At 65.4% G+C, this 26,676-nt stretch carries 30 protein-coding genes and 1 tRNA gene; 18 read left to right on the top strand and 13 right to left on the bottom strand.

The annotated features are described in order from the left end of the window. Positions 1 to 13: 13 nt before the first annotated feature. Genes ACQI5H_RS09630 through ACQI5H_RS09640 form a run of 3 tightly spaced genes read left to right on the top strand, consistent with a single transcriptional unit; the run spans position 14 to position 2,011 of the window. Positions 14 to 595 carry an FtsB family cell division protein gene (locus ACQI5H_RS09630; RefSeq protein ID WP_427079165.1) on the top strand — a complete coding sequence of 194 codons (582 nt, stop codon included), beginning with the start codon at positions 14 to 16 and terminating at the stop codon, positions 593 to 595. Continuing rightward, positions 588 to 1,076 carry a DUF501 domain-containing protein gene (locus ACQI5H_RS09635; RefSeq protein WP_427079166.1) on the top strand — a complete coding sequence of 163 codons (489 nt, stop codon included), beginning with the start codon at positions 588 to 590 and terminating at the stop codon, positions 1,074 to 1,076. The genes ACQI5H_RS09630 and ACQI5H_RS09635 overlap by 8 nt, the downstream gene beginning before the upstream one ends. Then, positions 1,070 to 2,011 (top strand): exopolyphosphatase, encoded by a 942-nt coding sequence (locus ACQI5H_RS09640; protein ID WP_427079167.1) that lies wholly within the window; start codon positions 1,070 to 1,072, stop codon positions 2,009 to 2,011. Before ACQI5H_RS09635 ends, ACQI5H_RS09640 begins: the two co-directional genes overlap by 7 nt. A gap of 175 nt (positions 2,012 to 2,186) precedes the next feature. Here ACQI5H_RS09640 and ACQI5H_RS09645 read toward each other — a convergent pair whose 3' ends face one another. The 12 genes from ACQI5H_RS09645 to ACQI5H_RS09700 form a co-directional block, all read right to left on the bottom strand. Beyond that, complete coding sequence (locus tag ACQI5H_RS09645; protein WP_427079168.1) at positions 2,187 to 2,867, bottom strand: response regulator; 681 nt, start codon at positions 2,865 to 2,867, stop codon at positions 2,187 to 2,189. Beyond that, positions 2,864 to 5,440 (bottom strand): ATP-binding protein, encoded by a 2,577-nt coding sequence (locus ACQI5H_RS09650; protein WP_427079169.1) that lies wholly within the window; start codon positions 5,438 to 5,440, stop codon positions 2,864 to 2,866. The genes ACQI5H_RS09645 and ACQI5H_RS09650 overlap by 4 nt, the downstream gene beginning before the upstream one ends. Before the next feature lie 12 nt (positions 5,441 to 5,452). Next, positions 5,453 to 6,334: a potassium-transporting ATPase subunit C gene (locus tag ACQI5H_RS09655; protein WP_427079170.1), complete on the bottom strand. Its 882-nt coding sequence runs from the start codon at positions 6,332 to 6,334 to the stop codon at positions 5,453 to 5,455. A gap of 1 nt (position 6,335) precedes the next feature. After that, complete coding sequence (gene kdpB / locus ACQI5H_RS09660; protein WP_427079352.1) at positions 6,336 to 8,471, bottom strand: potassium-transporting ATPase subunit KdpB; 2,136 nt, start codon at positions 8,469 to 8,471, stop codon at positions 6,336 to 6,338. Positions 8,472 to 8,484: 13 nt separating this feature from the next. Next, positions 8,485 to 10,155, bottom strand: coding sequence for a potassium-transporting ATPase subunit KdpA (kdpA, locus tag ACQI5H_RS09665; protein WP_427079171.1), 1,671 nt, complete (start codon positions 10,153 to 10,155; stop codon positions 8,485 to 8,487). Next, on the bottom strand, positions 10,155 to 10,244 hold the full coding sequence (locus tag ACQI5H_RS09670; RefSeq protein WP_139329779.1) for a potassium-transporting ATPase subunit F: 90 nt from the start codon (positions 10,242 to 10,244) through the stop codon (positions 10,155 to 10,157). Before ACQI5H_RS09670 ends, kdpA begins: the two co-directional genes overlap by 1 nt. A gap of 269 nt (positions 10,245 to 10,513) precedes the next feature. Then, the gene (locus tag ACQI5H_RS09675) at positions 10,514 to 12,025 is read right to left on the bottom strand and encodes a sensor histidine kinase (protein WP_427079172.1); all 1,512 of its coding nucleotides are present in this window, start codon (positions 12,023 to 12,025) and stop codon (positions 10,514 to 10,516) included. Then, positions 12,022 to 12,795 (bottom strand): response regulator transcription factor, encoded by a 774-nt coding sequence (locus ACQI5H_RS09680; protein WP_427079173.1) that lies wholly within the window; start codon positions 12,793 to 12,795, stop codon positions 12,022 to 12,024. Before ACQI5H_RS09680 ends, ACQI5H_RS09675 begins: the two co-directional genes overlap by 4 nt. A 175-nt stretch (positions 12,796 to 12,970) precedes the next feature. Further along, entirely contained in the window at positions 12,971 to 13,255 is a 285-nt protein-coding gene (locus ACQI5H_RS09685; protein WP_076123891.1) for a WXG100 family type VII secretion target, read from the bottom strand. A gap of 28 nt (positions 13,256 to 13,283) precedes the next feature. After that, complete coding sequence (locus tag ACQI5H_RS09690; RefSeq protein WP_076123893.1) at positions 13,284 to 13,580, bottom strand: WXG100 family type VII secretion target; 297 nt, start codon at positions 13,578 to 13,580, stop codon at positions 13,284 to 13,286. Positions 13,581 to 13,730: 150 nt separating this feature from the next. Next, the gene (locus tag ACQI5H_RS09695) at positions 13,731 to 14,867 is read right to left on the bottom strand and encodes a PPE family protein (protein WP_427079174.1); all 1,137 of its coding nucleotides are present in this window, start codon (positions 14,865 to 14,867) and stop codon (positions 13,731 to 13,733) included. Between the two features lie 39 nt (positions 14,868 to 14,906). Beyond that, complete coding sequence (locus ACQI5H_RS09700) at positions 14,907 to 15,779, bottom strand: PPE family protein, SVP subgroup (protein WP_427079175.1); 873 nt, start codon at positions 15,777 to 15,779, stop codon at positions 14,907 to 14,909. Between the two features lie 355 nt (positions 15,780 to 16,134). Here ACQI5H_RS09700 and ACQI5H_RS09705 point away from each other — a divergent pair. The 5 genes from ACQI5H_RS09705 (at position 16,135) to ACQI5H_RS09725 (ending at position 18,533) form a co-directional block, all read left to right on the top strand. Then, positions 16,135 to 16,208, top strand: a tRNA-Leu gene (locus ACQI5H_RS09705). 139 nt (positions 16,209 to 16,347) lie between these two features. Continuing rightward, positions 16,348 to 16,731 carry a BlaI/MecI/CopY family transcriptional regulator gene (locus ACQI5H_RS09710; RefSeq protein ID WP_427079176.1) on the top strand — a complete coding sequence of 128 codons (384 nt, stop codon included), beginning with the start codon at positions 16,348 to 16,350 and terminating at the stop codon, positions 16,729 to 16,731. Beyond that, on the top strand, positions 16,728 to 17,672 hold the full coding sequence (locus ACQI5H_RS09715) for a M56 family metallopeptidase (protein ID WP_427079177.1): 945 nt from the start codon (positions 16,728 to 16,730) through the stop codon (positions 17,670 to 17,672). Before ACQI5H_RS09710 ends, ACQI5H_RS09715 begins: the two co-directional genes overlap by 4 nt. A 69-nt stretch (positions 17,673 to 17,741) precedes the next feature. Then, a complete protein-coding gene (locus ACQI5H_RS09720; protein ID WP_427079178.1) occupies positions 17,742 to 17,999 on the top strand; it encodes an SHOCT domain-containing protein in 258 nt (85 codons plus the stop codon). A 180-nt stretch (positions 18,000 to 18,179) separates the two neighbouring features. Next, a complete protein-coding gene (locus ACQI5H_RS09725) occupies positions 18,180 to 18,533 on the top strand; it encodes a hypothetical protein (RefSeq protein ID WP_427079179.1) in 354 nt (117 codons plus the stop codon). A gap of 132 nt (positions 18,534 to 18,665) precedes the next feature. Here ACQI5H_RS09725 and ACQI5H_RS09730 read toward each other — a convergent pair whose 3' ends face one another. Next, a complete protein-coding gene (locus tag ACQI5H_RS09730; RefSeq protein ID WP_427079180.1) occupies positions 18,666 to 19,313 on the bottom strand; it encodes a class I SAM-dependent methyltransferase in 648 nt (215 codons plus the stop codon). A gap of 538 nt (positions 19,314 to 19,851) precedes the next feature. Here ACQI5H_RS09730 and ACQI5H_RS09735 point away from each other — a divergent pair. The 10 genes from ACQI5H_RS09735 (at position 19,852) to ACQI5H_RS09780 (ending at position 26,537) form a co-directional block, all read left to right on the top strand. Then, a complete protein-coding gene (locus tag ACQI5H_RS09735; RefSeq protein ID WP_427079181.1) occupies positions 19,852 to 20,448 on the top strand; it encodes a hypothetical protein in 597 nt (198 codons plus the stop codon). A 61-nt stretch (positions 20,449 to 20,509) separates the two neighbouring features. Further along, positions 20,510 to 21,193 (top strand): cation transporter, encoded by a 684-nt coding sequence (locus ACQI5H_RS09740; protein ID WP_427079182.1) that lies wholly within the window; start codon positions 20,510 to 20,512, stop codon positions 21,191 to 21,193. Positions 21,194 to 21,301: 108 nt separating this feature from the next. After that, positions 21,302 to 21,529 carry a hypothetical protein gene (locus ACQI5H_RS09745; protein ID WP_427079183.1) on the top strand — a complete coding sequence of 76 codons (228 nt, stop codon included), beginning with the start codon at positions 21,302 to 21,304 and terminating at the stop codon, positions 21,527 to 21,529. A 42-nt stretch (positions 21,530 to 21,571) separates the two neighbouring features. Then, positions 21,572 to 21,760 (top strand): hypothetical protein, encoded by a 189-nt coding sequence (locus ACQI5H_RS09750; protein WP_427079184.1) that lies wholly within the window; start codon positions 21,572 to 21,574, stop codon positions 21,758 to 21,760. Between the two features lie 51 nt (positions 21,761 to 21,811). Then, the gene (locus tag ACQI5H_RS09755; protein ID WP_427079185.1) at positions 21,812 to 22,606 is read left to right on the top strand and encodes a hypothetical protein; all 795 of its coding nucleotides are present in this window, start codon (positions 21,812 to 21,814) and stop codon (positions 22,604 to 22,606) included. A gap of 194 nt (positions 22,607 to 22,800) precedes the next feature. Continuing rightward, entirely contained in the window at positions 22,801 to 23,556 is a 756-nt protein-coding gene (locus tag ACQI5H_RS09760) for a dienelactone hydrolase family protein (protein ID WP_427079186.1), read from the top strand. Positions 23,557 to 23,568: 12 nt separating this feature from the next. Further along, the gene (locus ACQI5H_RS09765; RefSeq protein WP_427079187.1) at positions 23,569 to 23,841 is read left to right on the top strand and encodes a DUF6295 family protein; all 273 of its coding nucleotides are present in this window, start codon (positions 23,569 to 23,571) and stop codon (positions 23,839 to 23,841) included. A 7-nt stretch (positions 23,842 to 23,848) separates the two neighbouring features. Continuing rightward, on the top strand, positions 23,849 to 24,628 hold the full coding sequence (locus ACQI5H_RS09770) for a DUF427 domain-containing protein (protein WP_427079188.1): 780 nt from the start codon (positions 23,849 to 23,851) through the stop codon (positions 24,626 to 24,628). A gap of 146 nt (positions 24,629 to 24,774) precedes the next feature. Further along, the gene (locus ACQI5H_RS09775; protein WP_427079189.1) at positions 24,775 to 26,196 is read left to right on the top strand and encodes an ammonium transporter; all 1,422 of its coding nucleotides are present in this window, start codon (positions 24,775 to 24,777) and stop codon (positions 26,194 to 26,196) included. 2 nt (positions 26,197 to 26,198) lie between these two features. After that, the gene (locus ACQI5H_RS09780) at positions 26,199 to 26,537 is read left to right on the top strand and encodes a P-II family nitrogen regulator (protein WP_076127567.1); all 339 of its coding nucleotides are present in this window, start codon (positions 26,199 to 26,201) and stop codon (positions 26,535 to 26,537) included. Positions 26,538 to 26,676: the final 139 nt, after the last annotated feature.

Raw genomic sequence — 26,676 nt, forward strand, 5'->3', positions numbered from 1 at the left:
AGGTCGAAATAGCTTGACGCCCAAGCCCGATCCGAAGCGCCGCTCCCCGGCATCACGCCCGGGCAAGGCCGGCGATCCGGCTCGGCGCCGTCGCTCCACCAAGACCGTGCGTGAGCACGTCGTCGAACCCATCAAGCGGCAGCTCGCCGAATCCGTCGAGCAGCGGTCGGATCAGCGGCTGGGATTCACCGCGCGCCGGGCGGCGGTGCTCGCCGCGGTGATTTGCGTCTTGACTCTGACCATCGCGGGCCCGGTACGCACCTACTTCGCGCAGCGCACCGAGATGAATCAGTTGGCCGCGAGCGAAGCCGCGCTGCGGCGCCAGATCGCCGACCTCGAGCAGAAGAAGGTCAAACTCGGTGACCCGGCCTACATCGCGGCGCAGGCCCGCGAGCGACTCGGCTTCGTGAAGCCGGGAGACATCCCGTTCCAGGTCCAGCTCCCGCCGTCGGCGGCGACGCCGCAGCCCGGATCCGATACGGCCAAACCCGCCAGCGGTGACCCGTGGTACACGGCGCTGTGGCACACGATCGCCGATGCCCCGCACCTGCCACCGTCCAACACCCCACCCACCCCAACGGCGCCCGGTGGTTGATCGTGCGGACCTGGAAGCGGTGGCGCGCCAGCTCGGTCGCGAGCCGCGCGGGGTTTTGGAGATCGCTTATCGCTGCCCCAACGGCGAACCCGGCGTGGTGAAGACGGCGCCGAAACTTCCTGACGGCACGCCGTTTCCGACGTTGTACTACCTCACGCACCCGGTGCTCACCGCGGCCGCGAGCAGGCTGGAGACGACGGGACTGATGCACGAGATGACCGAGCGGTTGAAGCGCGAGCCGGAGTTGGCGGCCGCGTATCGGCGGGCGCACGAGTCGTATCTGGCCGAGCGCGATGCGATCGAGCCGCTGGGGACGGACTTTTCCGCCGGAGGCATGCCGGACCGGGTCAAGTGCCTGCACGTGCTGATCGCGCATTCGCTGGCCAAGGGCCCGGGGGTGAATCCGCTCGGCGATGAGGCACTGGCCCTCCTGGCCGGCGAGCCGGCGATGGCCCCTGTGTTGGTGACGGGACAGTGGTGAGCCGGCTTGCCGCTATCGACTGCGGTACCAACTCAATTCGGTTGCTGATCGCCGCTGCCGCCGGCGGACGCCTGCGCGATGTGCATCGCGAGACGCGGATCGTGCGGTTGGGTCAGGGCGTGGACGCGACGGGCGAGTTCGCACCGGACGCGATCGCCCGGACCCGGTCCGCGTTAACCGATTACGCTTCGTTGCTGAAAGAGCACGGCGTCGAGCGGGTGCGGATGGTGGCGACGTCGGCCGCGCGTGATGTGGCCAATCGCGATGTGTTTTTTGCGATGACGGCCGACGTGCTGGGCCCGGTGCTCCCTGGCGCCGTTGCGGAGGTGATCAGCGGCGCCGAAGAAGCCGAGCTGTCGTTCCGCGGCTCGGTCGGCGAATTGGACAGCGCGCGAGGGCCTTTCGTCGTGGCCGACCTGGGTGGGGGTTCCACCGAAATCGTGGTCGGCGCGGACGAAGTGCTCGCCAGCTATTCGGCCGACATCGGTTGTGTCCGGCTGACCGAACGCTGCCTGCATTCCGACCCGCCCACACCGGAGGAAGTGACGGCGGCCCGCCAGGTGGTGCGCGAGCGGCTCGAGGTTGCGCTGCGCGCGGTGCCCGTCGAAGGCGCCCGGACGTGGGTTGGGTTGGCGGGCACGATGACCACGCTGTCCGCGCTGGCCCACAACATGACGGCGTATGACGCTGCGGCTATTCACCTTTCGCGTGTTGCCGGCCGTGATCTGCAGGGGGTCTGCGATCGGTTGATCGGCATGACGCGGGCCGAGCGTGCGGCGCTGCCGCCGATGCACGAGGGCCGCGCCGACGTGATCGGGGGCGGCGCGATCGTGGTCGAGGAACTGGCGCGCGAGCTGCGCACCCGGGCGGGCATCGATGAGCTGACCGTCAGCGAACACGACATCCTCGACGGCATCGTGCTGTCGATCGCTTGAGTCACATCCGCCACACTGATAACCGCACGGAGGCGACGCACGTTTTGCCCGCCTCACAGCGACAACTCCGTCGATGTCGTACCCGTGCCGGAGTTGCGTGCGGCAGCCAAGTTGTCGCTGTGAGGCGGGCAAAAAGCCGGCCGCCTTCGGCAGAGGCGCATGTTGCGGACGTGACTCACGCCTCGAAGCGATAGCCCATGCCCGACTCGGTCAACAGATGTTTGGGATGCGACGGGTCATCCTCGAGCTTGCGCCGCAGCTGCGCCAGATACACACGCAGGTAATGGGTTTCGGTGGCGTATGCCGGACCCCAAACCTCCTTGAGCAGTTCCTCGCGCCCGACCAACTTGCCGCGGTTGCGGACCAGCACCTCGAGCATGCCCCATTCGGTCGGGGTCAGATGCACTTCGGCGCCGTCCTTGGTGACCTTCTTGGCGGCCAGATCGACGGTGAACGCGTCGGTTTCCACGACGGGCTCGTCCATTTCGGACGCCGCGGCGTTACGCCGGACCGCGGCACGCAGCCGGGCCAGGAACTCGTCCATCCCAAAGGGTTTCGTGACATAGTCATCGGCGCCGGCGTCCAGCGCCTCGACCTTGTCCGAGGAATCCGTGCGCGCCGACAACACGATCACCGGCGCCGTGAGCCAGCCGCGCAGGCCACCCAGCACCTCGATTCCGGAGATGTCGGGCAGGCCCAGGTCGAGGATCACCACGTCGGGCTTGTGCTCGGCGGCGGCGCGCAGCGCACCGGCACCGGTCGACGCGGTGATGACCTCGTAGCCGCGCACGGACAAGTTGATTCGCAACGCCCGCAGGATGTGCGGCTCGTCGTCGATCACCAACACCCGGGTCATCGTGCGCCAATCTGCTGCGGGGCGGCGAGTTCCACCACGACGGTCAGTCCGCCGCCGGGGGTATCGCCGGCCGCGATGGTGCCACCCATGGCCTCGACGAAGCCGCGCGCCACCGACATGCCCAGGCCCACCCCGGTGGTGTTGTCCTGGTCGCCGAGGCGTTGGAACGCTTCGAATATCTGATCCTCGGCCCCGTGTGGGATTCCGGGTCCTTCGTCGATGACGTTGATCAGGACGCGATCGCCCACCTGTCCGGCGTTGACCCTGACGATGCTGTTGGGCGCGTAGCGCAGCGCGTTGTCGATCAGGTTGGCGAGCACCCGTTCCAGCAGCCCGGCGTCGGCCATCAGCACGGCGTCACCGACGTCGACCTTGACGCGATCGATGGCGGGTCGGTAGAAGCCGGTGGCGCCCTTGCCGATGCTGACCAGCGCGCGCTGCACCGTCTCCTCGACATACACCCGGTGCAGGTCGGGTCGAACCACGCCGGCGGCCAGGCGCGAGGAGTCGAGCAGATTGCCGACCAACGCCGTCAGCTGGTCGACGGACTCCTCGATGGTGGCGAGCAATTCGGCGGTGTCCTGGGCCGAGAAGGCGACATCCTCGGCGCGCAAGCTGGATACCGCTACCTTGGCCGCGGCCAGCGGCGTGCGCAGATCGTGACTGACCGCCGAGAGCAGGGAGCGGCGTAGCTCGTCGGCCCGCACGATCGCCTCGGTCCGGCTGGCTTCGTCGGCAAGCTCGCGCTGCCGGATCAGACCCGCGGCTTGTTTGGCCACCGCGGCGAGCACCCGGCGGTCGCGCGCCGCCAGCTTCCTGCCGGCCATCAACATCCAGAATTCGTCGTCGCCGACCTCGATCGCGGTGTCAGCGGAATCCACGCTCGCACAAGGGTCGTTGCCCACGCAGGCGACAACGTGGCTCTTCTTTCCGCTGGCGCGATCCTCCTCGCCGGGCTCGCGCAGCATGCTGACCGCGCGCTGTGAGTACGTCTCGCGCACCCGTTCGAGCAGCGTCTCGAGGTCCGCGCCGCGCAGCACCGATCCGGCGAACAGCGTCAGCAGCTCGGCCTCCTGGGACGCGCGCCGCGCTTCTCGCGCGCGATTGGCCGCGAAGTTCACCAGGACCGCGACGGCGACCGCGATCAGCAGCAGCACCAACTCGGTGATGGCGCTGTTGGGTTCGGCGATGGTGAAGCTGTGCCGCGGAGCTATTAGGAAGTAGTTCAGCAGCAACCCGGAGAGCACCGCCGAAAGGGCCGCCGGGGCAACGCCTCCCAGTAAGCCGACCAACAGTACCCCGACGAAGAACAACGCGCTCTCGCCGCCGGTGTCCAGATAGGGGTCCAGCATGGTCACCGTGACCGCGCAGATGGCCGAGGGGATGATGAACGCCGCGAGCCAGGATGCGACGCGTCGCTCGTGTGGCGCGAGCGACCCAACGTGCAAGCCGCGCTTGGATTCCTCGTGCGTGACCATGTGCACGTCGATCTTTCCGGACCGCTCGACGATCGTCTGGCCGATGCCCTCCTCGAAGATGCGCGCCCACCGGGGCCGACGCGAGGTGCCGATCACCAGCTGGGTGGCGTTGTTTTCGCGGGCGAAATCCAGTAGGGCCGTGGGCACGTCGTCACCGACCACGGTATGCAGGGAAGCGTCCAGGCTGTTCGCCAGTTCGCGAATCTTGCCCATCTTGCGGTCGGACACGCCGGCCAGCCCATCGCCACGTATGACGTGCACCACCATCAGCTCGGCGCTGGATTTCGACGCGATCCGCGACGCCCGCCGTACCAAGGTCTCCGATTCCGGTCCACCGGTGACGGCCACGACGACTCGTTCGCGCGCCTCCCACAGGTCGGTGATCTTGTTCTCGGCGCGGTACTTGGCCAGTGCGGTGTCCACCTGGTCGGCCAGCCACAGTAGCGCCAATTCGCGTAGGGCCGTGAGGTTTCCGCGACGGAAGTAGTTGGACAGGGCCGCGTCGATCCGCGCCGGAGCGTAGACGTTGCCGTGGGATAGCCTGCGCCGCAGCGCCTCCGGGGTTATGTCGATGAGTTCGACCTGCGAGGCCTCCCGCACGATGGAGTCCGGTATCGTTTCCTGCTGATGGATGCCCGTGATCCGCGCGACGACGTCGTTGAGGCTTTCCAGGTGCTGGATGTTGACCGTGGAGATCACGGTGATACCGGCATCGAGCAGTTCCTCGACGTCCTGCCAGCGCTTGGGATTTTTGCTGCCCGGTGTGTTGGTGTGGGCGAGTTCGTCGACGAGGACTACCTGCGGATGCCGTGCCAGCACGGCGGGCACGTCGAGTTCGGGGAAACTCCCGCCGCGATAGTCGACATAGTGCGGCGGGATGACCTCGATGCCCTCAATCAGCTCAGCGGTTTTCGCCCGTCCATGCGTCTCCACGACGGCGGCCACCAGGTCGGTGCCGCGCTCCAAGCGCCGGTGCGCCTCTCCCAGCATCGCGTACGTTTTGCCCACACCCGGGGCCGCACCGAGGTAGATGCGTAGCTCTCCGCGCTTGGCAGGTTGGCCCGGGAGGCCGACGTCGTTCACGTCAACCATCATCCCCCCATGGCGCTAACTGGTGACCGGATACGTGTGATCGAGTTGGAGGTTGAGTTCCAGCACGTTCACGACTGGCTCGCCGAAGAAGCCAAGGGTGCGGCCGTTGCGGTAGTGCGCGAGGACCTCGCGTATCTGGTCCGGGGACACATGCCGGGCCTTGGCCACGCGGGCGACCTGGATGTCCGCGTACGCCGTTGAGATGTTCGGATCCAGGCCGCTGCCGCTGGCGGTGACAGCGTCCGCCGGAACCCGCGGATCCGCCGGCGCGGCCCCGCGAATGGGCACGATCTGGCCGATCGAGTAGTCCTCGCCGGACTTCGCGCACTCGACCCGAACGCCCTCGTAGAAGTCCAGGAAAGGCTGGGGCGTCGTGCCGCACGGCTCGTTGACGCTCACGACTCTGGTGGGGTGAGTGACATAGCCGCGCGAATCGCGGGGGCCGATCACCGACAGGACGGCCCCGACGCCGCCGCCCGTGCAGAACGGACGCGACCCATCGACGCCTTCGAGTTGGCCGATCGATGCACTGCGGGAACACACCTGCGTCAGCAGGCTGGGCTTGGCCGGATCTACGTCGACCACGCTTTCGGGACCCAGGTTGCTGCCGCCGCTGGCGGTCGGGTCATACCCGTTGCTGCCCGCGGCCGATGGGCGGCTCTGAAAATACTGCGGCAGCGGGTTGCCCGACGAGTCGGTGAACGACTGGCCGATCAGCTTGCTGCCGACGGGCTTGCCGCTCGCGGTAATGATCGAACCCTGCGCCTTGTCGTGCAGTCCGGGAATCGAAGCCACCAACCAAATCAGCAGCGGATAGCCGAAACCGAGCAGCACGGTGAACACGAGCAGCGCGCGCAACGCGGCCCAATGTTGGCGAATCACGTTTCCAAACTTCATCTCAGGCCATCCCGGGGAGCAGTTGAACCAGCAAGTCGATGAGTTTGATCCCGATGAACGGGGCGACGATGCCACCCAGGCCGTAGATGTAGAGATTGCGGCTCAGCAGTTTGGCCGCGCGGCTGGGCGTGTAGCGAACGCCGCGCAGCGCCAGCGGAATCAGGGCGACGATGACGATCGCGTTGAAGATGACCGCGGACAGGATCGCCGATTGCGGACTGTGTAGGCGCATGACGTTGATCAGGTCCAGGCCCGGGAAGATCGACACGAACAACGCGGGGATGATCGCGAAATACTTGGCGATGTCGTTGGCGATGGAGAATGTGGTCAACGCGCCGCGGGTGATCAACAGCTGCTTACCTATTTCCACGATCTCGATGAGCTTGGTGGGGTCGGAGTCCAGGTCCACCATGTTGCCGGCCTCTTTGGCCGCCGAGGTTCCGGTGTTCATCGCCACCCCGACGTCGGCTTGGGCCAGGGCGGGGGCGTCGTTGGTGCCGTCGCCGGTCATCGCCACCAGGCGGCCGCCCTGCTGCTCACGCTTGATGAGCATCATCTTGTCTTCCGGCGTCGCCTCGGCGAGGAAGTCGTCGACCCCGGCCTCCTCGGCAATCGCCTTGGCGGTCAACGGATTGTCGCCGGTGATCATCACGGTGCGGATGCCCATCAGCCGCATCGCGTCGAACCGGTCGCGCATGCCCTGCTTCACCACGTCTTTGAGGTGGATGACGCCCAGCACTTCCGCTTTTCCGTCGGTGCGTTGTCCGACAACCAGGGGGGTTCCTCCGGCGGCGGAGATACCGTCGACGATCTCGCCGAGATCGGCGGGAACCGTGCCGCCGTGACCGCGGACCCACTCGGCCACCGAGCTGGCCGCGCCCTTGCGTAGCTGGCGGCCGTCGAGGTCCACGCCCGACATCCGGGTGGTCGCACTGAATTCCACCCACGAGGCGTTGGACAGCTCGCCGGGTGTCCGCGCGCGCAGCCCGTAGGCCTCTTTGGCGTAGACGACGATGGAACGACCCTCGGGAGTTTCGTCGGCGAGGCTGGACAACTGCGCGGCGTCGGCCAGATTCTGATTTGTCACGCCGGACACCGGAATGAATTCCGACGCTTGACGATTCCCGAGCGTGATGGTCCCGGTCTTGTCCAGGAGCAGGGTGTTGACGTCGCCGGCCGCCTCGACCGCGCGACCGGACATGGCGAGCACGTTGCGTTGCACCAACCGGTCCATTCCCGCGATGCCGATCGCCGACAGCAGCGCGCCGATGGTGGTGGGAATCAGGCACACCAGAAGTGCGACCAGGACGATGCCGCTGATCCCGTCGGCGCTCAGCGCCGAGGTGGCCGGAACGCCGGGATTATTGACCTTGGAGTAGATCGCGAGCGGCTGAAGCGTGGCGACCGCGAACACGAAGATGATGGTCAGTGCCGCCAGCAGAATGTTGAGCGCGATTTCGTTGGGTGTCTTCTGCCGGTTCGCACCCTCGACGAGTGCGATCATCCGGTCCACAAAGCTCTCTCCGGGCTTCTGGGTGATCTTGACGACGATCCGGTCGGAGAGCACGGTGGTTCCGCCGGTTACCGCCGAGCGATCCCCACCGGATTCCCGGATGACGGGCGCCGATTCGCCCGTGATGGCCGATTCATCAACCGAGGCAATGCCTTCCACGACATCCCCGTCGCCGGGAATGACCTGTCCCGCGGTGACCACCACGATGTCGCCCTGCTGCAGTAGTGGCGCCGCCACCTCTTCGGGAGTGCCGCCGGTGCCGCCCGGCTTCCAGTCGTTGAGCCGGTGCGCGATGGTGTCGGCTTTCGATTTGCGTAGCGTGTCGGCCTGCGCCTTGCCACGCCCTTCGGCGACCGCTTCGGCCAGGTTGGCGAAAACCACTGTCAGCCATAGCCAGAACACCGTGAGCCAGCTGAACCAGCTGCCGTCGCCGATTGCGAGCACCGTCGACCATGCGGCGCCGATTTCCACGATGAACATCACCGGGTTACGCCAGAGGGTTCGCGGATCGAGCTTGGCGAGTGCGTCCGGCAGCGACTTCACCAGCAACGCGGGGTCGAGCAATCCGCCCTGCAACTTATCGCCGGGTGCCTTGGCGCTGCGCCGGAGTTTGGGGGACGGGATGGTGGCGGTCACGTCAGTGAATCCCTTCGGCGAGCGGCCCGAGCGCCAGTGCGGGCAGGAAGGTGAGGGCAACCAGGATGACGGTCACACCCACCACCAAGCCGACGAACTGAGGCCTGTGCGTGGGCAGCGTGCCGCTCGATTCGGGGGTCACGCTCTGACGGGCGAGTGAACCGGCCAGCGCGAGAACCAGCATCATCGGCAGGAAGCGGCCGAATACCATCGCCAAGCCCAGCGCCGTGTTCCACCAGACCGTGTTGGCCGAGAGCCCGGCGAAAGCCGAACCGTTGTTGTTGGCCGCGGAAGTGAATGCGTAGAGGACCTCGGAGAGGCCGTGCGGGCCGGTGTTGGTCATGGCGGCGCGCTCGCCCGGCAGCGCCATCGCGATGGCGGTGCCGAGCAGCACGATGAGCGGAGTGATCAGGAAATAGCCTGCGGCCAGCTTCATTTCACGCGGGTTGATCTTCTTGCCGAGGTATTCCGGTGTGCGGCCGACCATCAAGCCGGCGACGAACACCGTGATGACGGCGAGGATCAGGATGCCGTACAGGCCGGACCCGACACCGCCCGGCGCGACCTCGCCGAGCTGCATGTTGAACATCGTCATCATGCCGCCCAGGGAACTGTAGGAGTCGTGCACCGAATCGACGGCGCCGGTCGACGTCAGGGTGGTGGCGTCGGCGAAGATCGCGGAATCGGCGACCCCGAAGCGCTGTTCGACGCCTTCGGCCGAGGCACCCACCGCGGTGGGGACGGTGCCGTGGTGCTGCAGCTGGAACAGCATCATGAACGTGACGCTGAGAACGGCCAGGACGCCGACGATCGCCGCAATCGCATAGCCCTGTTTCCTGCTGTTCACCATGCGGCCGAATGTTCGCGGCAGCGAGAAGCTGATCACCAGGAGCAGGAAGATCTCCACCCAGTTCGTCCAGGCGGTCGGGTTTTCGAACGGGTGCGCGGAGTTGGCGTTGTAGAAGCCACCGCCGTTGGTGCCCAACAACTTGATCGCCTCCTGGCTGGCGACCGGCCCGCCGGGGATGGTCTGGCGGGCACCGGCCAGCGTGGTGACTACCTGGTCGTTGAGGTGGAAGTTCTGCACGACGCCGCCGGCGACCAGGACGATGGCTCCGAGGATGGAGATCGGCAGCAGGATGCGCAGGGTGCCGCGCGTCAAGTCCACCCAGAAGTTGCCGAGTTCGTGGGTGCGGTGGCGGGCAAAACCACGGACCAACGCGACCGCGACGGCCATGCCGACCGCGGCGGAGACAAAGTTCTGCACCGCCAGACCGGCCATCTGCACCAGGTGTCCCATGGTCGATTCGCCCGAATAGGCCTGCCAGTTGGTGTTTGTGACGAAACTGATTGCGGTGTTCCACGCCAGCGCCGGCGTCATCTTCGTCGCGGGGTCGTGCAGATGCAGCGGCAGCTTGCCCTGGACGAGTTGCAACACGAACAGAAATACGACGCTGACCGCCGAAAAAGCAAGCACGCTACGGGCATACGCGACCCAGCCCTGCTCGGCGTCCGGGTTGGCCCCGATCAGGCGATAGATGAATTTCTCTGTGCGCGAATGCTTTCGGGAGCTGTAGACCCGGTACATGTAGTCGCCCAGCGGGACATGGACCACCGCTAGCGAAAGGACGAGTAGCGCGAGGAAGATCAGCCCCGCCGCGGTCCCGCTCACTAGAACCGCTCCGGAAAGACGAGGGCCGCGCCCAGTAGCAGGGCGATGAGCACGGCCAGTATCAGGCCTATGGCGTTAGCGCTGCTCACGAGCCCCACTTCAGCGTCAAGCCGAGCGCGGCGAACACCGCTACGGTCAGCACGAGGTAGACCAAGACGCCCATCTTTGTCTCCGTTCTGCGCCAGTCGTGTGCACACTTAACGACCTCATCGAGTCCGCGACAGCGTAGTCCTCGGAGGCAAGGTCAGGTTGAAATTAGCGGGACCGGATGGAGTGGGGCCGTTGGTTGACGCTTTCCTAACGGCGCCACCATGCGCCTTTACGGTTTCTTTACGCCCGAAGATCGATGCGCAGCAGGCTAGGCGCTATCCGCGAGCGAGCCCTCGATCATGGGCAGCCGCACCCGAAACACCGTTCGGCCGCTGGCGGATTCGGCGGTGACCGAGCCGTGGTGGGCCTTGACGATCGAACTCACGATGGCCAGCCCCAGCCCGATTCCCGAACCGTCGGACCTCGTCGCGTCCGCCCGGACGAATCGCTCGAATAACCGGGGCAGCAGCTCGGCGTCGATGCCGGGCCCGTCGTCCTCGACGGTCAGCTCCGCATAGGCCCCCTCGGCGCTGCGCTGGCAGGTGATCCCGGTGGTCACCGTGACGCCCGGCGGTGTGTGCAACCGGGCGTTGCTGAGCAGATTGCTGACCAGCTGGTGCAGCCGGTCGTGGTCCCCCCGAACCCATACCGGCTCGTCGGGCAGGTCTTTGACCCACTCGTGCGTCGGCGCCGCGACGGCCGCGTCGTTCACCGCGTTGATGACGAGGTCGGCCAGGTCGACGTCCTCGTTCTGCAGGTCTTGACCCTCGCCCAAGCGCGACAGCAGCAACAGCTCGTCGACGAGCAACGTCATGCGCCTTGCTTCCGACTCGATGCGGGCCAGCGCGTATTCGGTAGTCGGTGGTAGCGCCGAACTGTCCTGACGGGTCAGTTCGGCATAGCCCTGAATCGCGGCCAGCGGGGTCCGTAACTCGTGGCTGGCGTCGGTGATGAATTGCCGCGTGCGCAGATCGGAGTCGACACGATGCGCCAGCGCGCTATCCACGTTGTCCAGCAACCGATTCAGCGTGTGCCCGACGATCCCGACCTCGTTGTCCGGGTCGGTGTCCTCCGGCCGAACCCGGACGCTGATCCGGTGGTCGTCGTCGGTAAGCGGCATCGCGGCGACTTCCGCGGCGGTCGCCGCGACCCGGCGCAGCGGGCGAAGGGTGTAGCCGACGACCCACACCGTGAGTCCCGCGGTGATGATCAGGGCGGCCGCGACCAGCGCCGTGGTGGTGATGTTCTTGCGTGCGATGATCCGGTCGGCGAGGTTCAACGACACCCCGACGACCAGGACGTCGGGTCCGTCGATGAGGCAGTCGACCCGATACGACCCAAGGCTGCCGAGCTTTTCGGTACGTGGCGGACCGTCGTGCCACTGTTGCCCTTCGATGGCGCGCACGACGTCGGCCGGCGCGGGTCGTGGTTCGTCTTCGGAGAAGACCGCCGAGCCGATCACCACACCGTCGCGCACCACGGCGATGAGGTTTCCCGGGGTTTGCCCGGTGAACTCCAGCAGCGCTTCCGATACCGGGGCGTTGGCTCGGTGTCCCGAAGCATGGTCGCCGCTGCGGTATCTGCTGTAGGAGTGATTGAACGCGTGCAGCGATTTGGCGACTTCGGCGTCGTTCATGGTGGTGACGTAGCCGCGCAGGCTCAGGACCGAGACCACCCCGACCGCCACCAAAACCACTGTGACGACAGCCAATACGCCGACCAGCAATTGGCGTCGCAAGGAGCGGGGAAACCACCGCGGGGTGTCGCGCTCGGCCGTCATTCCGGTGGCCGCAGCATGTATCCGACACCTCGGACGGTGTGGATCATCGGCTCCCTGCCGGAGTCGATCTTCTTTCTCAGATAGGAGATGTACAGATCGACGATGCTGGTGCGTCCGGCGAAATCGTAATTCCAGACCCGGTCCAGGATCTCGGTGCGGCTCAGCGCGCGGCGTGGGTTACGCATGAGGAAGCGAAGCAATTCGAACTCGGTCGACGAAAGTGAGATCGCCGTCCCGTCGCGGCTGACTTCGCGGCTGGCGCTGTCGATTCGAAGATCGCCGACTTTGAGTGCCTCGGGCGTCGGCGGGGTCAGCTGGCCGGAGCGGCGCAGCAAGCCACGGAGCCGCGCGACGAGCTCCTCGAGGCTGAACGGTTTGGTCATGTAGTCGTCCGCGCCCGCGGTGAGCCCGGTGACCCGGTCCATGACCGAATCGCGCGCGGTGAGGAAGAGCGTGGGCGTGTAGGCGTCGGATTCGCGGATCCGCTGCAGAATTCGCAGTCCGTCGACGTCGGGAAGCATGATGTCGAGGACCAGCACGTCGGGATTGACACGCTCGAATTTCGCGATGGCTTCACGCCCGTTGTGGGCGATTTCGACGACCCAGCCTTCGTAGTGCAGTGCCATCTTGACCAGGTTCGTCAGTGCGGGCTCGTCGTCCACGAGCAAAACGCGTATGGGTGATCCATCGGCACGGTAGATCCTCGGCAGCTGCCCAAGAATGGCCTGGCGTGGCCGCTGGCTGCCTGCGTATCCCGACGTTGCGGTCATGTTCCTATATTCTGGCAAAACACATATCCGGTTGTCACGGAGTTCATAGAGTTCTCAAATCCAAGCGCCGGGACCAAGCGACGCCGCGCGTCGAATCATGTTCCGCGCCAAGCCGATTCACAAACGACGGGGCCGCACACCGATCGGTGTGCGGCCCCGGTCTAAGGGTGCGGTGTTAGGCCCAGCTGGACCCAACGGCGCTGTCGGTGCTGGCCATGTTGCTACCGGCGGTCTGCACCTTTTGGCCGTGGGCGTTGGCCTGCTCGTAAATCACCTGGAAGTTCCGACCCAACTGGGTGATGAACTCCTGGCAGGCCACCGAACCCGCGCCGCCCCAGAAGTCACCAGCAGCCAGCACATCGCGAACGATGGCCTGGTGCTCGGCCTCCAAGGAAGCGGCCTGCGCGCGAATCAGCGCGCCGTGGGCGTCAACATCGCCGAACTGGTAATTGATTGACATAGTGGTGTTCTCCTAACGAATGAAAGGGCTAGTGGCTCAGGATCTGCTGCGAGGCCTGCTCTTGGGTCTCGTAGTTGTTCGCATCGCGGATCAGCCCGTCGCGAACCCCGTGCAGCATGTTCACGATGTTGTTGAACGCCTGATTCATCTGACCCATGGTGTCGTAGGACGTCGCCTGGGCCTGCCCACTCCAGCCGGCACCGGCGATGTTCTGCGAGGACGCCCACATCTTGCGCGCCTCATCGGCCACCGTCTGAGCGTGCATCTCAAAGCGGCCCGCCATAGCCCGCATCGCATGCGGGTCGGTCATAAAACGTGTTGCCATCTTGGCTATCTCCTTTTCGTTCGAGCCTTCGGCCTGTCGAAGTTTCCGCAGTTGGTACCGGTTCGTTGGTGGCCGTATCGCGGACAGAGTACGGCGCAGCGGTTAACAGCTGGCCTCAAATGCGTGACATGTACCCCCTTTTTTTCCGCATCAGACGACGACCTGTTTGGGCATGACGATGGGCTTGACCCCGTACCGTGGCCCGGCGCCGTAGGCACCGGCACCCTTGGCGGCCGCCGCTGCGCCCGGCATACCGGGCATTGCCGCCACGGGCTCCTCGGTGGCGGCGGTCCAGCCCGAGCCCGCGAGGGGAGCGGTGGACGAAGCCGCCGACGCCGGGGCCGCCGCGTTCCAGCTGGCCGGTACCGATAGACCGCCGACCGCGGACGCCTCGCCCAGGGTCGCCGACGTCGCGGCGCCCGACACCGAGCCCACCATCGTCCCGGGAATGATGCCCGCGCCGGTAGCGGGTGCAACCGCGTCCGACAGGGCGTAGGGGATCGATCCCACGGTGCCAAGTTTTTGCCCCAGCGATACGGCGTTCGGGATGGAGTTCATCGTGAACCAGGCCCCGGTGTTCACCGCACCGTTGATGGCGTTGAAGACGGATGGAGTGCCGAGGAAGTTGTCAATCGAGGACAGCAAACCGTCGGTCGTGAAGGGCAGGGAGGTAGCGGCCGGAGCGGCCAACGCCTGGACCGGGGCGCTCACCGCGGAATTGGCGACCGCGGCGGCCTGCAGGCTGTCGCCGGCCGGGTTGGTGGCCGGCGACATCGGCGTCACCGGCTGCAGGACCCCGGCCGCCAACGAGGCCGCCTGATAGGTGGCCATCATCGTGGCGTCTTGGACCCACATCTCCGCGTACTGGGCCTCGGTGGCCGCGATCGCGGCCGAGTTGACACCCAGAAAGTTGGTCGCGATCAGCGTTGCGAGCAATGTCCTATTGGCCGCGATCACCGGCGGAGGCACCGTTGCGGCGAACGCGGCCTCGTAAGCGGCCGCCGACGCCGTCGCTTGGGCGCCCGCCTGCTCTGCCGCGGCCGCCGAAGTGGTCAGCCAGGTCACGATGGGCTGGGACGCGGCGGCCGCCGCCGCCGACCCGGCGCCCGTCCACTGCTCGGTGGTGAGCAACGTGATGATCGATTCCCATTGCGTCGCCGTGGTGCTCAGCTCGGCGGCCAGGTTGTTCCACGCCGTCGCGGCGGCCATGAGCGGTCCCGCGCCCGCGCCCGCGTACATCAGGCTCGAGGTGATTTCGGGTGGGATAGCTGCGAAATCCAAAACCATTTTTCTGTATTCCGTTTCTATTGAGCGGCGGGTTGTTGACTAGACGGCGGTCGGCTTGGGCATGACGAGGGGCTTGACGCCGTAGCGCGGTGCACCGAAGCCGGCGCCGCTGCGCGCTCCCGAGACCATTCCGGGCATCCCCGGGATGATCCCCCCGGTCCCGGCCTGCGGCGCGGCGGCGGTCCAACCCACGGTCTGGATGGGGGTGACGCCGCTGGTCGCGGGGCCGACCGTGCCGGCCCAGCTGGGCGGCACCGACAACTTGCCGACCATGGTCGCGTTGCCTGCGGCGGCCGCCGGCATCGCCCCGACACCACCCATGCCGCCGACGGGCGCCATCGGCGCCGTTGTGTTGGCGAGGTCCGCGCCGGCGGCGGCGTCGCTGACGGAGGTGTCCAGCAGACCGCCGTTTGCCAAACCGAGCAGGTCGGACCCGGCGGAGGCCCAGTTGCCTCCACCAATGTTCAAGATGTTGGCACCGTTACTCGACAGGCCGAAGATCCCTCCGAGCATGTTCGGGTTGGTGCCATTGCCGGTGCTACCGAGGAGGTAGGCAAGCCAGTCGAGGGGAGTGTTCGACGGCGTGGCAGCGGCGGGGGCCGCGGCACTTGAAAGGGCGCTCGCGGCCGCGTTGGAGGCCTCCGTGGCGCTGTACGTGCCGGAGCTGGTGCCCAGGGTGCTCGCGTACTGCTCTTGAATGGTCTGAGCCTCGGCGGCGATCGTCTGGTACTCGGTGCCGAACGCCGAGAAGATCGCCGCCTGCTGGGCCGACACCGGGTCGGCGGCCGCGGGAGCGATGACCGTGGTCGCCGCGGCGGCGCCCGCGTTCTGCGCCGCCAAGTTGGAGTTGATTCCCTCCAGCAGCCCCTGCGCGGCAAGCAACTCTTCAGGCAGTGTTGTCAGAAACGACATCTATTAGCTCCTACTGTGTGAACCATGCCGACCCAATGCGCTGGGCCGACCCTGTGCGTTGGCGTACGGGCCCCTGTGTATTGGCGTAAGGCTAAACACCTCGGTCTCCACATTCCCGACCGAAAGGGTTAGGGTGACAGCCGTTTACGGCTTCTTAACGCAGAGGCTGGCAGTTTTAACAAGCTCACACCGGGTGACATAGCCGTGTCATCTGATTTGGGGCGGCGAACCAGCGGATAGACGCGGGGCCGCCGCATCCTAGGCCAGACCCACTCCGCGCGCATGCCCAAAATTCGGCACTGGAGTGCAACGCGGTGCGCCGCGCCTGGCGTCCACGCGCTAAATTCGCCGCCGGGCCCCCATAGCCCAATTGGCAGAGGCAGCGGACTTAAAATCCGTCCAGTGTCGGTTCGAGTCCGACTGGGGGCACCGGTAAAGACCTGGTTGACCGTCGTGCGCGTTGGCGTGGCGCGCATTACTATCTACGTACGGAGAAAGTATTTAGGGCGGTCGGGTTGCCCCGTACGGCGGTGACGCAGGCCCGGCGCCAACTGTCGGGAGGTTCGCGGTGCGGATTCGGGGATTCGGCGAGCTCGAGGCGGTCATCATGGACCGCATCTGGAACCTTGACCCCGACACTCCAACCACGGTTCGTGAGGTGTTCGACGGGATGGCCGCCGAGCGCACCATCGCCTACACCACGGTCATGTCCACGATGGACAACCTTCATACCAAAGGCTGGCTGGCGCGGGAACGCGACGGCAAGGCCTACCGGTATTGGCCGACCCTGACGCGTGAGCAGCACAGCGCGCGACTGATGCGGGAAGCGCTCGACGGAGGCGGCCGCCCCGATCTGGTGCTGCACCACTTCGTCGAGCAGATCGGTCCAGAGGAATCCGCGCGGCTGCGTGCCGTGCTACGACGGCTACCGAAACGGACGGACCATCGATGAGCACCGCCGTCTGTCTGCTTCTATATAGCTTTTCGGTGCTTGTCGCGGGACCTCCGTTATTGCGCGCGTTGACCCGACATGGGGATGCCCCGCGCTTCGGGGTTGCGGCCTGGCTGACCGCGATCGGCACTGTGTTACTCACTTGGCTAGCTGCCGCGGTGATCGTCATTTTTGAAGTGGCGGGCCACTGGAATTACCCGCGCACACTCGTAGCGTCCTGTTTGGCTCGGTTGCGTGACGTCACGCCTGAGGGCGCAGGGATCGGACCGCAGATCACACTCGGCGTGATCATGGCGGTGGTGGCGCTGATGATCACGGTCGCCGGCGGACGACTAGCCAGGACCGTGTCGCGGATGCGTGCCCGTGTTCACGAGCATGCCGAGGCCGTGCGGCTTGTCGGTCATCCCATCGGCGAGCCGGGCGTGGTGGTCGTGCAGGCCACCGAACCCGCCGCCTACTGCGTCTCGGGCAGGCCCCCGGCGATTGTCGTTACCAGCGCTGCACTTGCGTCACTCGGCGATGACGAGCTGGCCGCCGTGCTTGCCCACGAACGTGCCCACCTCACTGGGCATCACTCCCTGGTGGTCACTGCGTTGCGAGGACTCGCCACAGCCCTCCCGAAGCTGAGCTTGTTGCGCGATGGCGCAACCGAGGTGGCCCGGTTACTGGAGATGTGCGCCGACGACGTGTCGGCCCGCCGACACGGCCGCGGTGCGTTGTTGTCGGGGCTGATCACCCTGTCCCATGCAGTCCCGGCGGAGGCCCTTGCGGTAGCCGACGTCGCCGTGCTGGCCCGGGCCGAACGGCTCGCGGAGCCGCCGGCCGACCGTGTGATAGCCCGGGCCCGGGCAGCGTTGACCGGCGTCACCGCGGTCATGGTTGTTGGGCCCGTCATGATCGCGGCGCTGGCCGCGTCGGGCGCTGCGATGTGTGGGATGTAGCCATGGTGAGCGCGCATTGTGACGGGGCCTAGACGGCAGCTTTGATCGATCAGCTAGGGAGGTACTGCGATGATGATGCGGCACGGCGGCGACTGGATGTGGGGCGGCTCGATCCTGATGACCGTGGCAATGGTGGTGTTCTTTGCATTGATCATCGTCGCCATCGTGCTCGCGGTACGGTACCTGGCTTCGTCGCCTGGCACCGGCTCAGCGCCAACCCCCGGGCCCAGCGCAGCTGAAAGTCTGCTTGCCGAACGTTATGCACGTGGCGAGATCGACGACGACGAATACCAACGGAGAATAACGCTGCTACACCAACACCGGTGAGCATGAGGCTTTGCCCACGATGGGGCAAGCCCCGGGCAACACCAATCTGACGGCATTCCATAGGGTTTCAGCGCGTCCGCCGGCCGGGAATAAACAAACTCCGTCGTTCACCTGGTTCGCATATACGTATCTACTAAGTAGTATAGTATGAAGCACTGCAACTCGATCAGGAGGATCCCGATGACAGACCAGAACCAACCGGTCGCAGACAGTCCGGCAGGCGCCGCCCCCAGCACTCCGGCGCGGGTTCGCTGGCTCTACCCGGCCCTCGCGGTCACTGGCATCGCGGTCGGGATATTCATCATCGTCGTTGGCGTCTATGTGTTTTTCGTGCAACCGAGCTCTAGTTACCCAGCGAAGCAGGACTGTTGCGCATCCATGGAAGGCGACATGAAAAAAATGATGGCTGACATGAAAACGCAGATGCAACAAGCGCCAAACATGACTTCCATGCCGAATATGCCGCCCATGCCGGGCATGAGCCCAATGCCTTCAATGTCCCCGATGCCGGGCACGCCCCCTCCCACGAGGTAAATGTCCGGAGAGCGTAATTCCTTGTCGGGCAACCCGCTACGAACGGCAGGGCTCAAACGCATCGAATAATCTCGCGCCTGGCGATACGGATTGCAATGCGGCGTCAGAGGTTCACGGTCGAACGAGACAGAATCAGTGCGGCCCCGGCTTGTGGGCGCGCCCCAGGATATGCGCTTGTGAGGGCGCGAATTTCAAAGGGCGGTAGGAGAACCGGTCGAGTTCGTCGATCTCGAAGCCGGCCGCCTCTATCGCCGCGCGGCTGTCGCGATTGAGATGACAGCCACCGCCTATCGCCGACCACGGTGGTGTGATCACATCCTGCAAGACACCTAACAGCTTCCGACTTGACCGGACGTGTTCAAAAAACCGCAGCTGTCCGGCCGGTTTCAACACGCGCCGCACCTCGGCGAGAAAGTGGCCCGGCTTGGGTACAGAACACAGCACTAGAGTGACAACGGCGGCGTCAAAGCTCGCGTCGTCGAATGGCAGCGCATCGCCGTGCCCGGCGACCACCGTGACCGGGACGGGTGCAGAGGCGGCAGCGCTTTCGGCCAGCGCGCGCAGCGCGTTCTCTGGTTCGACGGCCACCACTTCAGTGACCGCAGCCGGGTAACGCGCGAAGTTCAGGCCGTTGCCGGCTCCGACCTCGATCACGCGTCCGGATAGTCCGACCAGTGTCCGGTCGCGGTGTTCGGCGGTGCCGCGGCGTTCGGATTCGGCGCTGATGCGCTCGTAGAACCGCGCGAATCGCGGATGCTGGAATGCCGACAGATCGGTCATCGTTCTGCTCCCTATCCTGCGCCGATCGCGGCGACCCGAGACAACGGCAATCGGCGATGTCACATCCAACGGGGGCTGTCCGCGGGTGCCGCGGGCCGCTCGACCTTGAGCAGCTCGATCTCGGTCCGCAAAGGCTCGACCTGAGATATGACTTCGTCGACGGGGCTGACCCGGATCGCGGCGCCGGAGTTGTGGGTCGTTCATTGCGGAACATCATCCAAGCCATCAGACCCATCCCCGCTGGACACGCCAGCACACACAGCCCCAACAGCGCCGTTTGCATATGCCCTCTCTTCGGGTCGGGTCTCCCGCAGACAGCGACCGCCTCATCCACTACGTCCGTACGTAAATAGTAGATGGCGCGTGCCCGCATGTCACCTCTTCGCGCCCTATTGCTCGCCTCGGTAGCGTGCGTTGGCTGTCGCCAGCAGCTACTATCTACGTACCGAGAACGTAGATAATCGTGGAGCACTGACCGGCGAACCGATAGCGGACCGCGTCGCCCGCAACGGCGGAAGCGAAAGGGGGCCAATCGATTATGGCGACAATAACGAGGCGATCGGCCCTCGCGATGCTCGGCTGGGCCGGCGGCCTGGCTGGCGTTGGCTATGCGCTGCGTAGCGTCGTCGGTCAATGTCGGCTTGACCCCATCTGGAATTCGGTTGCCCATGCCGACGGTGGGGGAATGATGGGCGCGACGAGCATGGACATGAGCACCTACATGGAAATGTTCAACCGCCACAACGAGATCCGTCGCATCGTCGAGGAAATCCCAGGGGGCGTGCGTACCACCACGGAATCAGATTCCCCTGACCTTGCCGCCCAACTGCATGCGCACGTGCCGAGCATGTACGCCCATCTCGGCCAAGGCATCGAAATCATGTGCATGAGCCAAAGCCTGCCGATCCTGTTCCCGCGCGCCGGCGACTACCAGCGCCAGATCACACTCACCCCTAAGGGCGTGGTGGCGGTGGAAACCGCCGAGGATCCGGCACTGGCGCAAGCCATCCGCGCCCACGCGCAGGAAGTCAGCGGTTTCGTCAGGGACGGGATGCCCGCCATGATGCGCGGCATGATGGGGCCCTCGATGAGCGGACCCGGGATGATGGGGCCTGGGATGATGGGCCACCCGTGATGGGCCTGAGGATGATGCGCTCTCCTTAACTCCGGGTCGCCCCCTCGGTACGGTTGCCAGTATGGCGCTAACGACGGATCGAAGGCAGGTCTTGTCGCGTCGGATCAGATGGTTCGTCGCGGCCACCATCTCCTACAACGTCGTGGAAGCGGTCATCGCAATTTCGGCCGGCACCGTCGCCGGCTCGGCAGCGCTGACCGGATTCGGTCTGGATTCGATGATTGAGGTCGCGTCGGCGGCCGCGGTGGCGTGGCAGTTTGCCGGCCGCGACCCCGAAGCGCGAGAAAAGGTCGCGCTTCGCATCGTCGCGTCCTCGTTCTTCGGTCTGGCGATCTACGTGACGGTGGAGGCGTCGCGGTCGCTGCTTGGCGTGGGCGAAGCGCGGCATTCCACGGTCGGAATCATCCTCGCGGCGGTCAGTCTCGTGGTCATGCCAGTCCTCTCCTATGGACAGCGGCGGACTGGGCGCGAACTCGGTTCGTTGTCGGCCGTGGCAGATTCCAAACAGACGCTGCTATGCACATACCTTTCGGCTGTGTTGTTGATTGGATTGCTCCTCAACAGCTTGCTCGATTGGTCGTGGGCCGACCCGATCGCCGGCTTGGTGATCGCGGCCATCGCGGTCAAAGAGGGTATCGACGCGTGGAAGGGCGATACATGTTGTCCACCGACGGCGACTTCACGCGTGTTGTCAAAGGAGAGCGGTCGCCAATGTTGCGACGTGCCTGAGGAGACCACTGCCTGACGGCGTTCCCGAAATACAACTCACCCGGATTATCAACAAAGCATTCCAAAAGAGTCACGAAGGAAAACATCGATTGGCTCGGTGATCCGAGCTACTTACATTTGTTCAATGAATGTCAAAATACTGGCTGTGACCAGCGCGCTTGCGCTTGCGGGCGGAATCGCGGCGGCACCGCTGGCCACTGACTATCCAGCACTGGACTTGCCCACGTTGCTAATGCTGCGTTTCTACACCGTCCCGACGACTGGGTCGTGCGACGACGCGGCCTGTAAACCTCCCGCGAACGACCATCCGGTCCAAACAGACGAATTGGCGCTATTTCGCGCAAACAAATGAAATGACACTGCGCGAGGCTTCTCGCGCACACATTGCTGCGAAATGCGTTGGCTTGCAATCGATGGAATCCTGCACACCGACACCGATACCTTCATCGGGCTCGGCAGCGGCCTGATTACGCCGGCGGCGGCAATCGAGACCGGCGCCCTCAGGGTCGAAGGAGACCCGGCCGCCGCTCAGCGGTGCGCGGAACTGTTCGGACTCTCCGACACACAGGGCCCCAAGCGCTGAAGCGGCGGCGGGTGGCCGGGACGCAAACCGGCGGCCATACACTGACCCCCCGTGGGCATGCTGTTTGGATTCGCGCCATGGATCGTCTATTGGGTGCTGGTCGGTAACGTCCCGTTCAAGGCGGCCGTCTTGGTCGCGCTGGCGATCGCCGTCGCCGTGTCGGTGATCGGGCGCGCCACCGGCAGGCCGGGTCGCACGCTTGACATCGGGGCTGTCGCAACGTTTCTGGTGCTGACCGTGCTCACGTTTACGCTCAGCGAGTCGTTCATGCAGGGCTGGATACAGCCGCTGAGCAACGCCGGGATCTTTCTTGTGGCGTTGATCAGCCTGCTGATCGGCAAGCCGTTCGTGCGGGAATACGCCGCCGCCGAACAGCCCGCCGACGTGGCCAAGACCGAGTTGTTCGGCCGGATCGTCAACGTCCTGACCTGGATATGGATCGCGGCCTTCGCCGGCATGACGGTGTCGTCGGCGATCCCACCGATCGTGCAGCGCCTCGGCGGCGAAGAGGCCACGATCCTCGACACCAAGACTCCGCTGTCGTTCGTCTGCTACTGGGTCATCCCGTTCTCCCTGCTGGGCGCGGCGGCCCTGGCGTCGCGATACCTGCCCGACCGGATGCTGGTCGGAATCGACGACATGGCGCGGGAGACGTCGTTCGTCGCCTACGACGAAGCCACCATCGACGAGCTCTACTACCTCGCCCAGGAACACGCCAACCGCGAGGTCGGCCCGGGCAAGGAGGCCTACAACGTCAAGGTCGGGGGAATGGGAACCCCGCTGACCGGGGACGAGTCGCGCAAGTCGTGGCCCTCGACGTACAAGGTGCGCGATAAGCGACACTGAACAGTCGCCCCGAGCCGACGCGTCCACCCGCCGCGACACATAAAGCCCGCACGCGACGCGCCGGAAATCGTCGCCGTGGCTTATGTTTCGGCGACGAGGCCGTGGCGGGCCGAGAGTCGGATACGTTGGTGGAGGCGGGGCGACTCGAGACCGGCCGCGCGCCCCGCATCTTGCGGCCAATTGAGGAGCACGCGATGAATGCGTTCAGCCCAGATGCCATTCGCGCAGAAACGATCACCATCACCGGCCACGGCGGCGACGAGATCGAGGCCTACCGCGCGAGCCCGCTCGCCGAGGGCTCGCGGGGCGGGATCGTCTGGATCCACCACATGCCCGGCTACGACCGGGAGACCAAGGAGTTCGTGCGTCGGCTCGCGGTCAACGGGTATCACACCGTGGCCCCGAACTTGTATTCCCGCGAGGCCCCGGGCGCCGCGCCCGACGATGCCGCCGCGACGGTGCGGGCCGCGGGTGGCGTGCCCGACGAACGACTGGTCGGCGACGTCGCCGGAGCGGTGGAGCATCTGCGCACCCTGCCGGGCGCGAACGGGAAGTTCGGTGTCATCGGGCACTGCTCGGGCGGGCGGCATGCGTTCCTGGCGGCCTGCTCGCTGCCGTTCGACGCCGCGGTGGACTGTTACGGCGCGTTCATCGTCGAGGACCTACCCGAGGGCATGCCCAAGGCCATGCAACCGATCCTGCATCTGGCGCCAAAGCTGAGTTGCCCGCTGCTGGGCCTATTCGGGCTCGACGACAGGTACCCCGCGGTGCCCGCGGTGGCCACCCTCGATGCCGAGCTGGCCAAATTCGACAAGCCGCACGAGTTTCACTCCTACGAGGGCGCCGGCCATTCGTTCTTCTCCGTGGACCGTCCGGCGTACCGGGTGGAGGCCGCGGTCGACGGCTGGCAACGCATCGACGAATTCTTCGCCACCCACCTGAAAGGCTAGGTGTCCCAAGTCATGTGCACATATCTCACCGAGCACGTTGAGATCGACGGCAGCGGCAAGGGCGCGATGGGATGGTTCGGCGCCGACCGCGCGACGGTCTACGTCGATCACCCCGTGCATGCTCCCTACGGCCACACCGTCAACATCGACGTCCTCAATCCGCAGCTGGGTCCGTCGGCGCGGGTCGCCCTCGAACTCACCGAGGAAAGCGCGCTGAAGCTGGCCGACGCCATCCGAAAAGCGATCGCCCATGCGCCGGCCGGGCTGGCGTCGAAGGACCAGTAGGTGTCCCATGGCTAACGACATCGGGCACCGCGCCTTCCCGCAAATGGCCGCCAGCCGTGGGCGGATCGAGCCCGCGCCCCGCCGGGTCCGGGGTTTCCTCGGCCACGAGCTCGTATTCGACACCACCTCGGCACGCTATGTGTGGGAATTGCCTTATTACCCAGCGTATTACGTGCCGTTGGCCGATGTCCGAGAAGGATTCCTGCGCGACGAGAACCATCCGCAGACGGTGCAGCTGGGTCCCTCACGGCTGCACTCTTTGTTGGGCGCGGGCCAAACCTACCAATCGGCAGCGCGGGTGTTCGACGCCGACGGCGCGAGCCCGGTGGCGGGCACCGTGCGCTTCGAATGGAATCCGTTGCGGTGGTTCGAGGAAGACGAGCCGATCTACGGCCACCCGCGCAATCCGTATTCCCGGGTCGACGCGTTGCGCTCACACCGGCACGTGCGGGTGGAACTCGACGGCCTCGTGCTGGCCGATACCCGGTCGCCGGTGATGCTCTTCGAAACCGGTTTACCCACAAGGTATTACATCGACCCGACCGACATCGCCTTCGAGCATCTGGAGCCCAGCTTGACGCAGACGTTGTGCCCGTACAAAGGCGTGACGTCCGGCTACTGGTCGGTGCGGGCCGGCGACACGGTGCATCCCGACCTCGCGTGGACGTACCACTACCCGCTGCCGGCCGTCGGCCAGATCGCCGGCCTGGTGGCGTTCTACAACGAGAAGCTCGACATCACGGTCGACGACGCCGCCCTGCCCCGGCCGCAAACTCAGTTCAGCTAGCCATCGCGACGCGAACCGAAATCAATATTTAAACCGCCGCACACACGGTCGAAACATTTCCATCCGACGCTTCACCCGTCTACGGCGTCACATCGCACCGCAGCTGATTTAAAGCCCGACGGCTCGAATTGGGGTGTGTCTGAACCATGTTGCCCTATCCCGATTGGCTGAATTCCGGAGACAACGCCTGGCAGTTGATTGCCGCGACTCTGGTCGGCCTGATGAGCATTCCCGGCATCGCCGTCCTGTACGGCGGCATCGTCCAGAGAAAGTGGGCCGTCAACACCATGCTGATGGCCTTCACCGGCTTCTCGCTGGTGCTGGTCGTGTGGGTGTTGTGGGGTTTCAAGATGGGCTTCGGCGAACCGCTCAAGCTCGGCCCGGGCATCCTGCAGGCCGCGGTCGGGAAGCCCCACACCATCTTGGGTTCCGCCAACCAGCAACAGGCGGTCATTCCGCTCCTTGACGGGGCGATGCCCAAATTCCGCTTCTCGGAGACGACGCTTGCCTACTTCCACTTCGCGTTCGCTGCGATCACTCCATTGCTGTTCCTCGGCAGCGTGGTCGGCCGGATGAACTTCAAGGTCTGGCTGATCTTCGTGCCGTTGTGGTCGACGTTCGCGTACTCGGTGAACGCGTTCCTGCTCTGGGGCGGCGGCTGGTGGGCGCAAGCCCCGCACGCCGCCATGGACTACTCCGGCGGCTATGTCATCCACCTTGCCGCCGGCACAAGTGGTTTCGTCGCGGCTGCCGTTATCGGGCCCAGGCTGGCCCGCGACCGGGAACGAGCGGTGCCCAACAACCTGCCCCTCGCCGCGATCGGTGCGGGCATCCTGTGGCTGGGCTGGAACGGGTTCAACGGCGGCGACATGTACTTCTCCGGAGCCAACGCGTCGCTGGCAGTGATCAACACGAACCTGGCCACCGCAGTCGGGGTGATCACGTGGGTGGTGTGGGACATTTTCGCCAGCAAACAGCGCAAGCCGACGTTCCTCGGCGCCATCAACGGCATGATCACGGGCCTGGTCGCGATCACCCCGGCAGCCGGTTACGTCAACAGCTTCGGCGCGTTGATCATCGGCGTCGTCGCCGCTTCGCTGGTCTGGATGTCCTGGAATTGGCTCGGCAGGGCCAGGCTCTTCAAGAAGGTCGATGACACTCTGGGTGTGTTCCACACCCACGGCGTCGCGGGCCTGGCGGGCGGATTGCTCGTCGGGGTATTCGCCGACCCGAAGATCATCGTTTACCTGGGCGGCAGTGCAGGGCAGGACGTGTCCATGTCGGGCTGGCTGTGGGGTCATCACCCGAAACAGCTATTGATCCAGCTCGGCGCCGCGGGCACTGTCATCGTCTGGGATGCGTTCGTCACGTTCGTCATCCTGAGAGTCCTTGGCCTCTTTATGAAGTTGCGGCTGCCCGACGAGGTCTTGGAGACCGGAGACCTCGGAGTGCACGACGAAGAGGCTTACCCCGACGAAACGCTTGTCACGGGTCGGCACGTCGAGCGGTTAGTGACCACGCGGGCTGAGGCGGTACCCTCCAATCCCGCTGAGCCAGTGGATGATTGACCATGAAGCTGATCACTGCGGTCGTCAAGCCCTTCGCACTCGACGAGGTTAAGCACGCAGTTGAGTCCGCCGGCGTGCTGGGTATGACCGTTACCGAGGTGCAGGGGTACGGCAGGCAACGCGGGCACACCGAGGTATACCGCGGAGCCGAGTACAACGTTGATTTTGTCCCGAAGGCCCGTGTCGACGTCGTGGTCGACGAGGAGTATGTCGAACGAGTCGTTGGAGCCATCGTCACAGCGGCCCGCACCGGCAAGATCGGCGACGGCAAGGTATGGGTCTGCCCGGTGGACAGTCTCGTTCGCATCCGCACCGGAGAACGCGACCACGAGGCGCTTTAAGCGCTACCGGGACAATGCTTTTCGCTGCACTCGCATTGGTCGAGCGGGAAATCTGCTGCGCGGCTTCTCGTTTCGACCCTGCCCGCGATTAGTTAATTGTTCGGCTAACGACACGCGACAACGCATAAATGTGACGTTT

Source organism: Mycobacterium heidelbergense (assembly GCF_050205645.1).
In the GTDB taxonomy this organism is placed as follows: domain Bacteria; phylum Actinomycetota; class Actinomycetes; order Mycobacteriales; family Mycobacteriaceae; genus Mycobacterium; species Mycobacterium heidelbergense_A.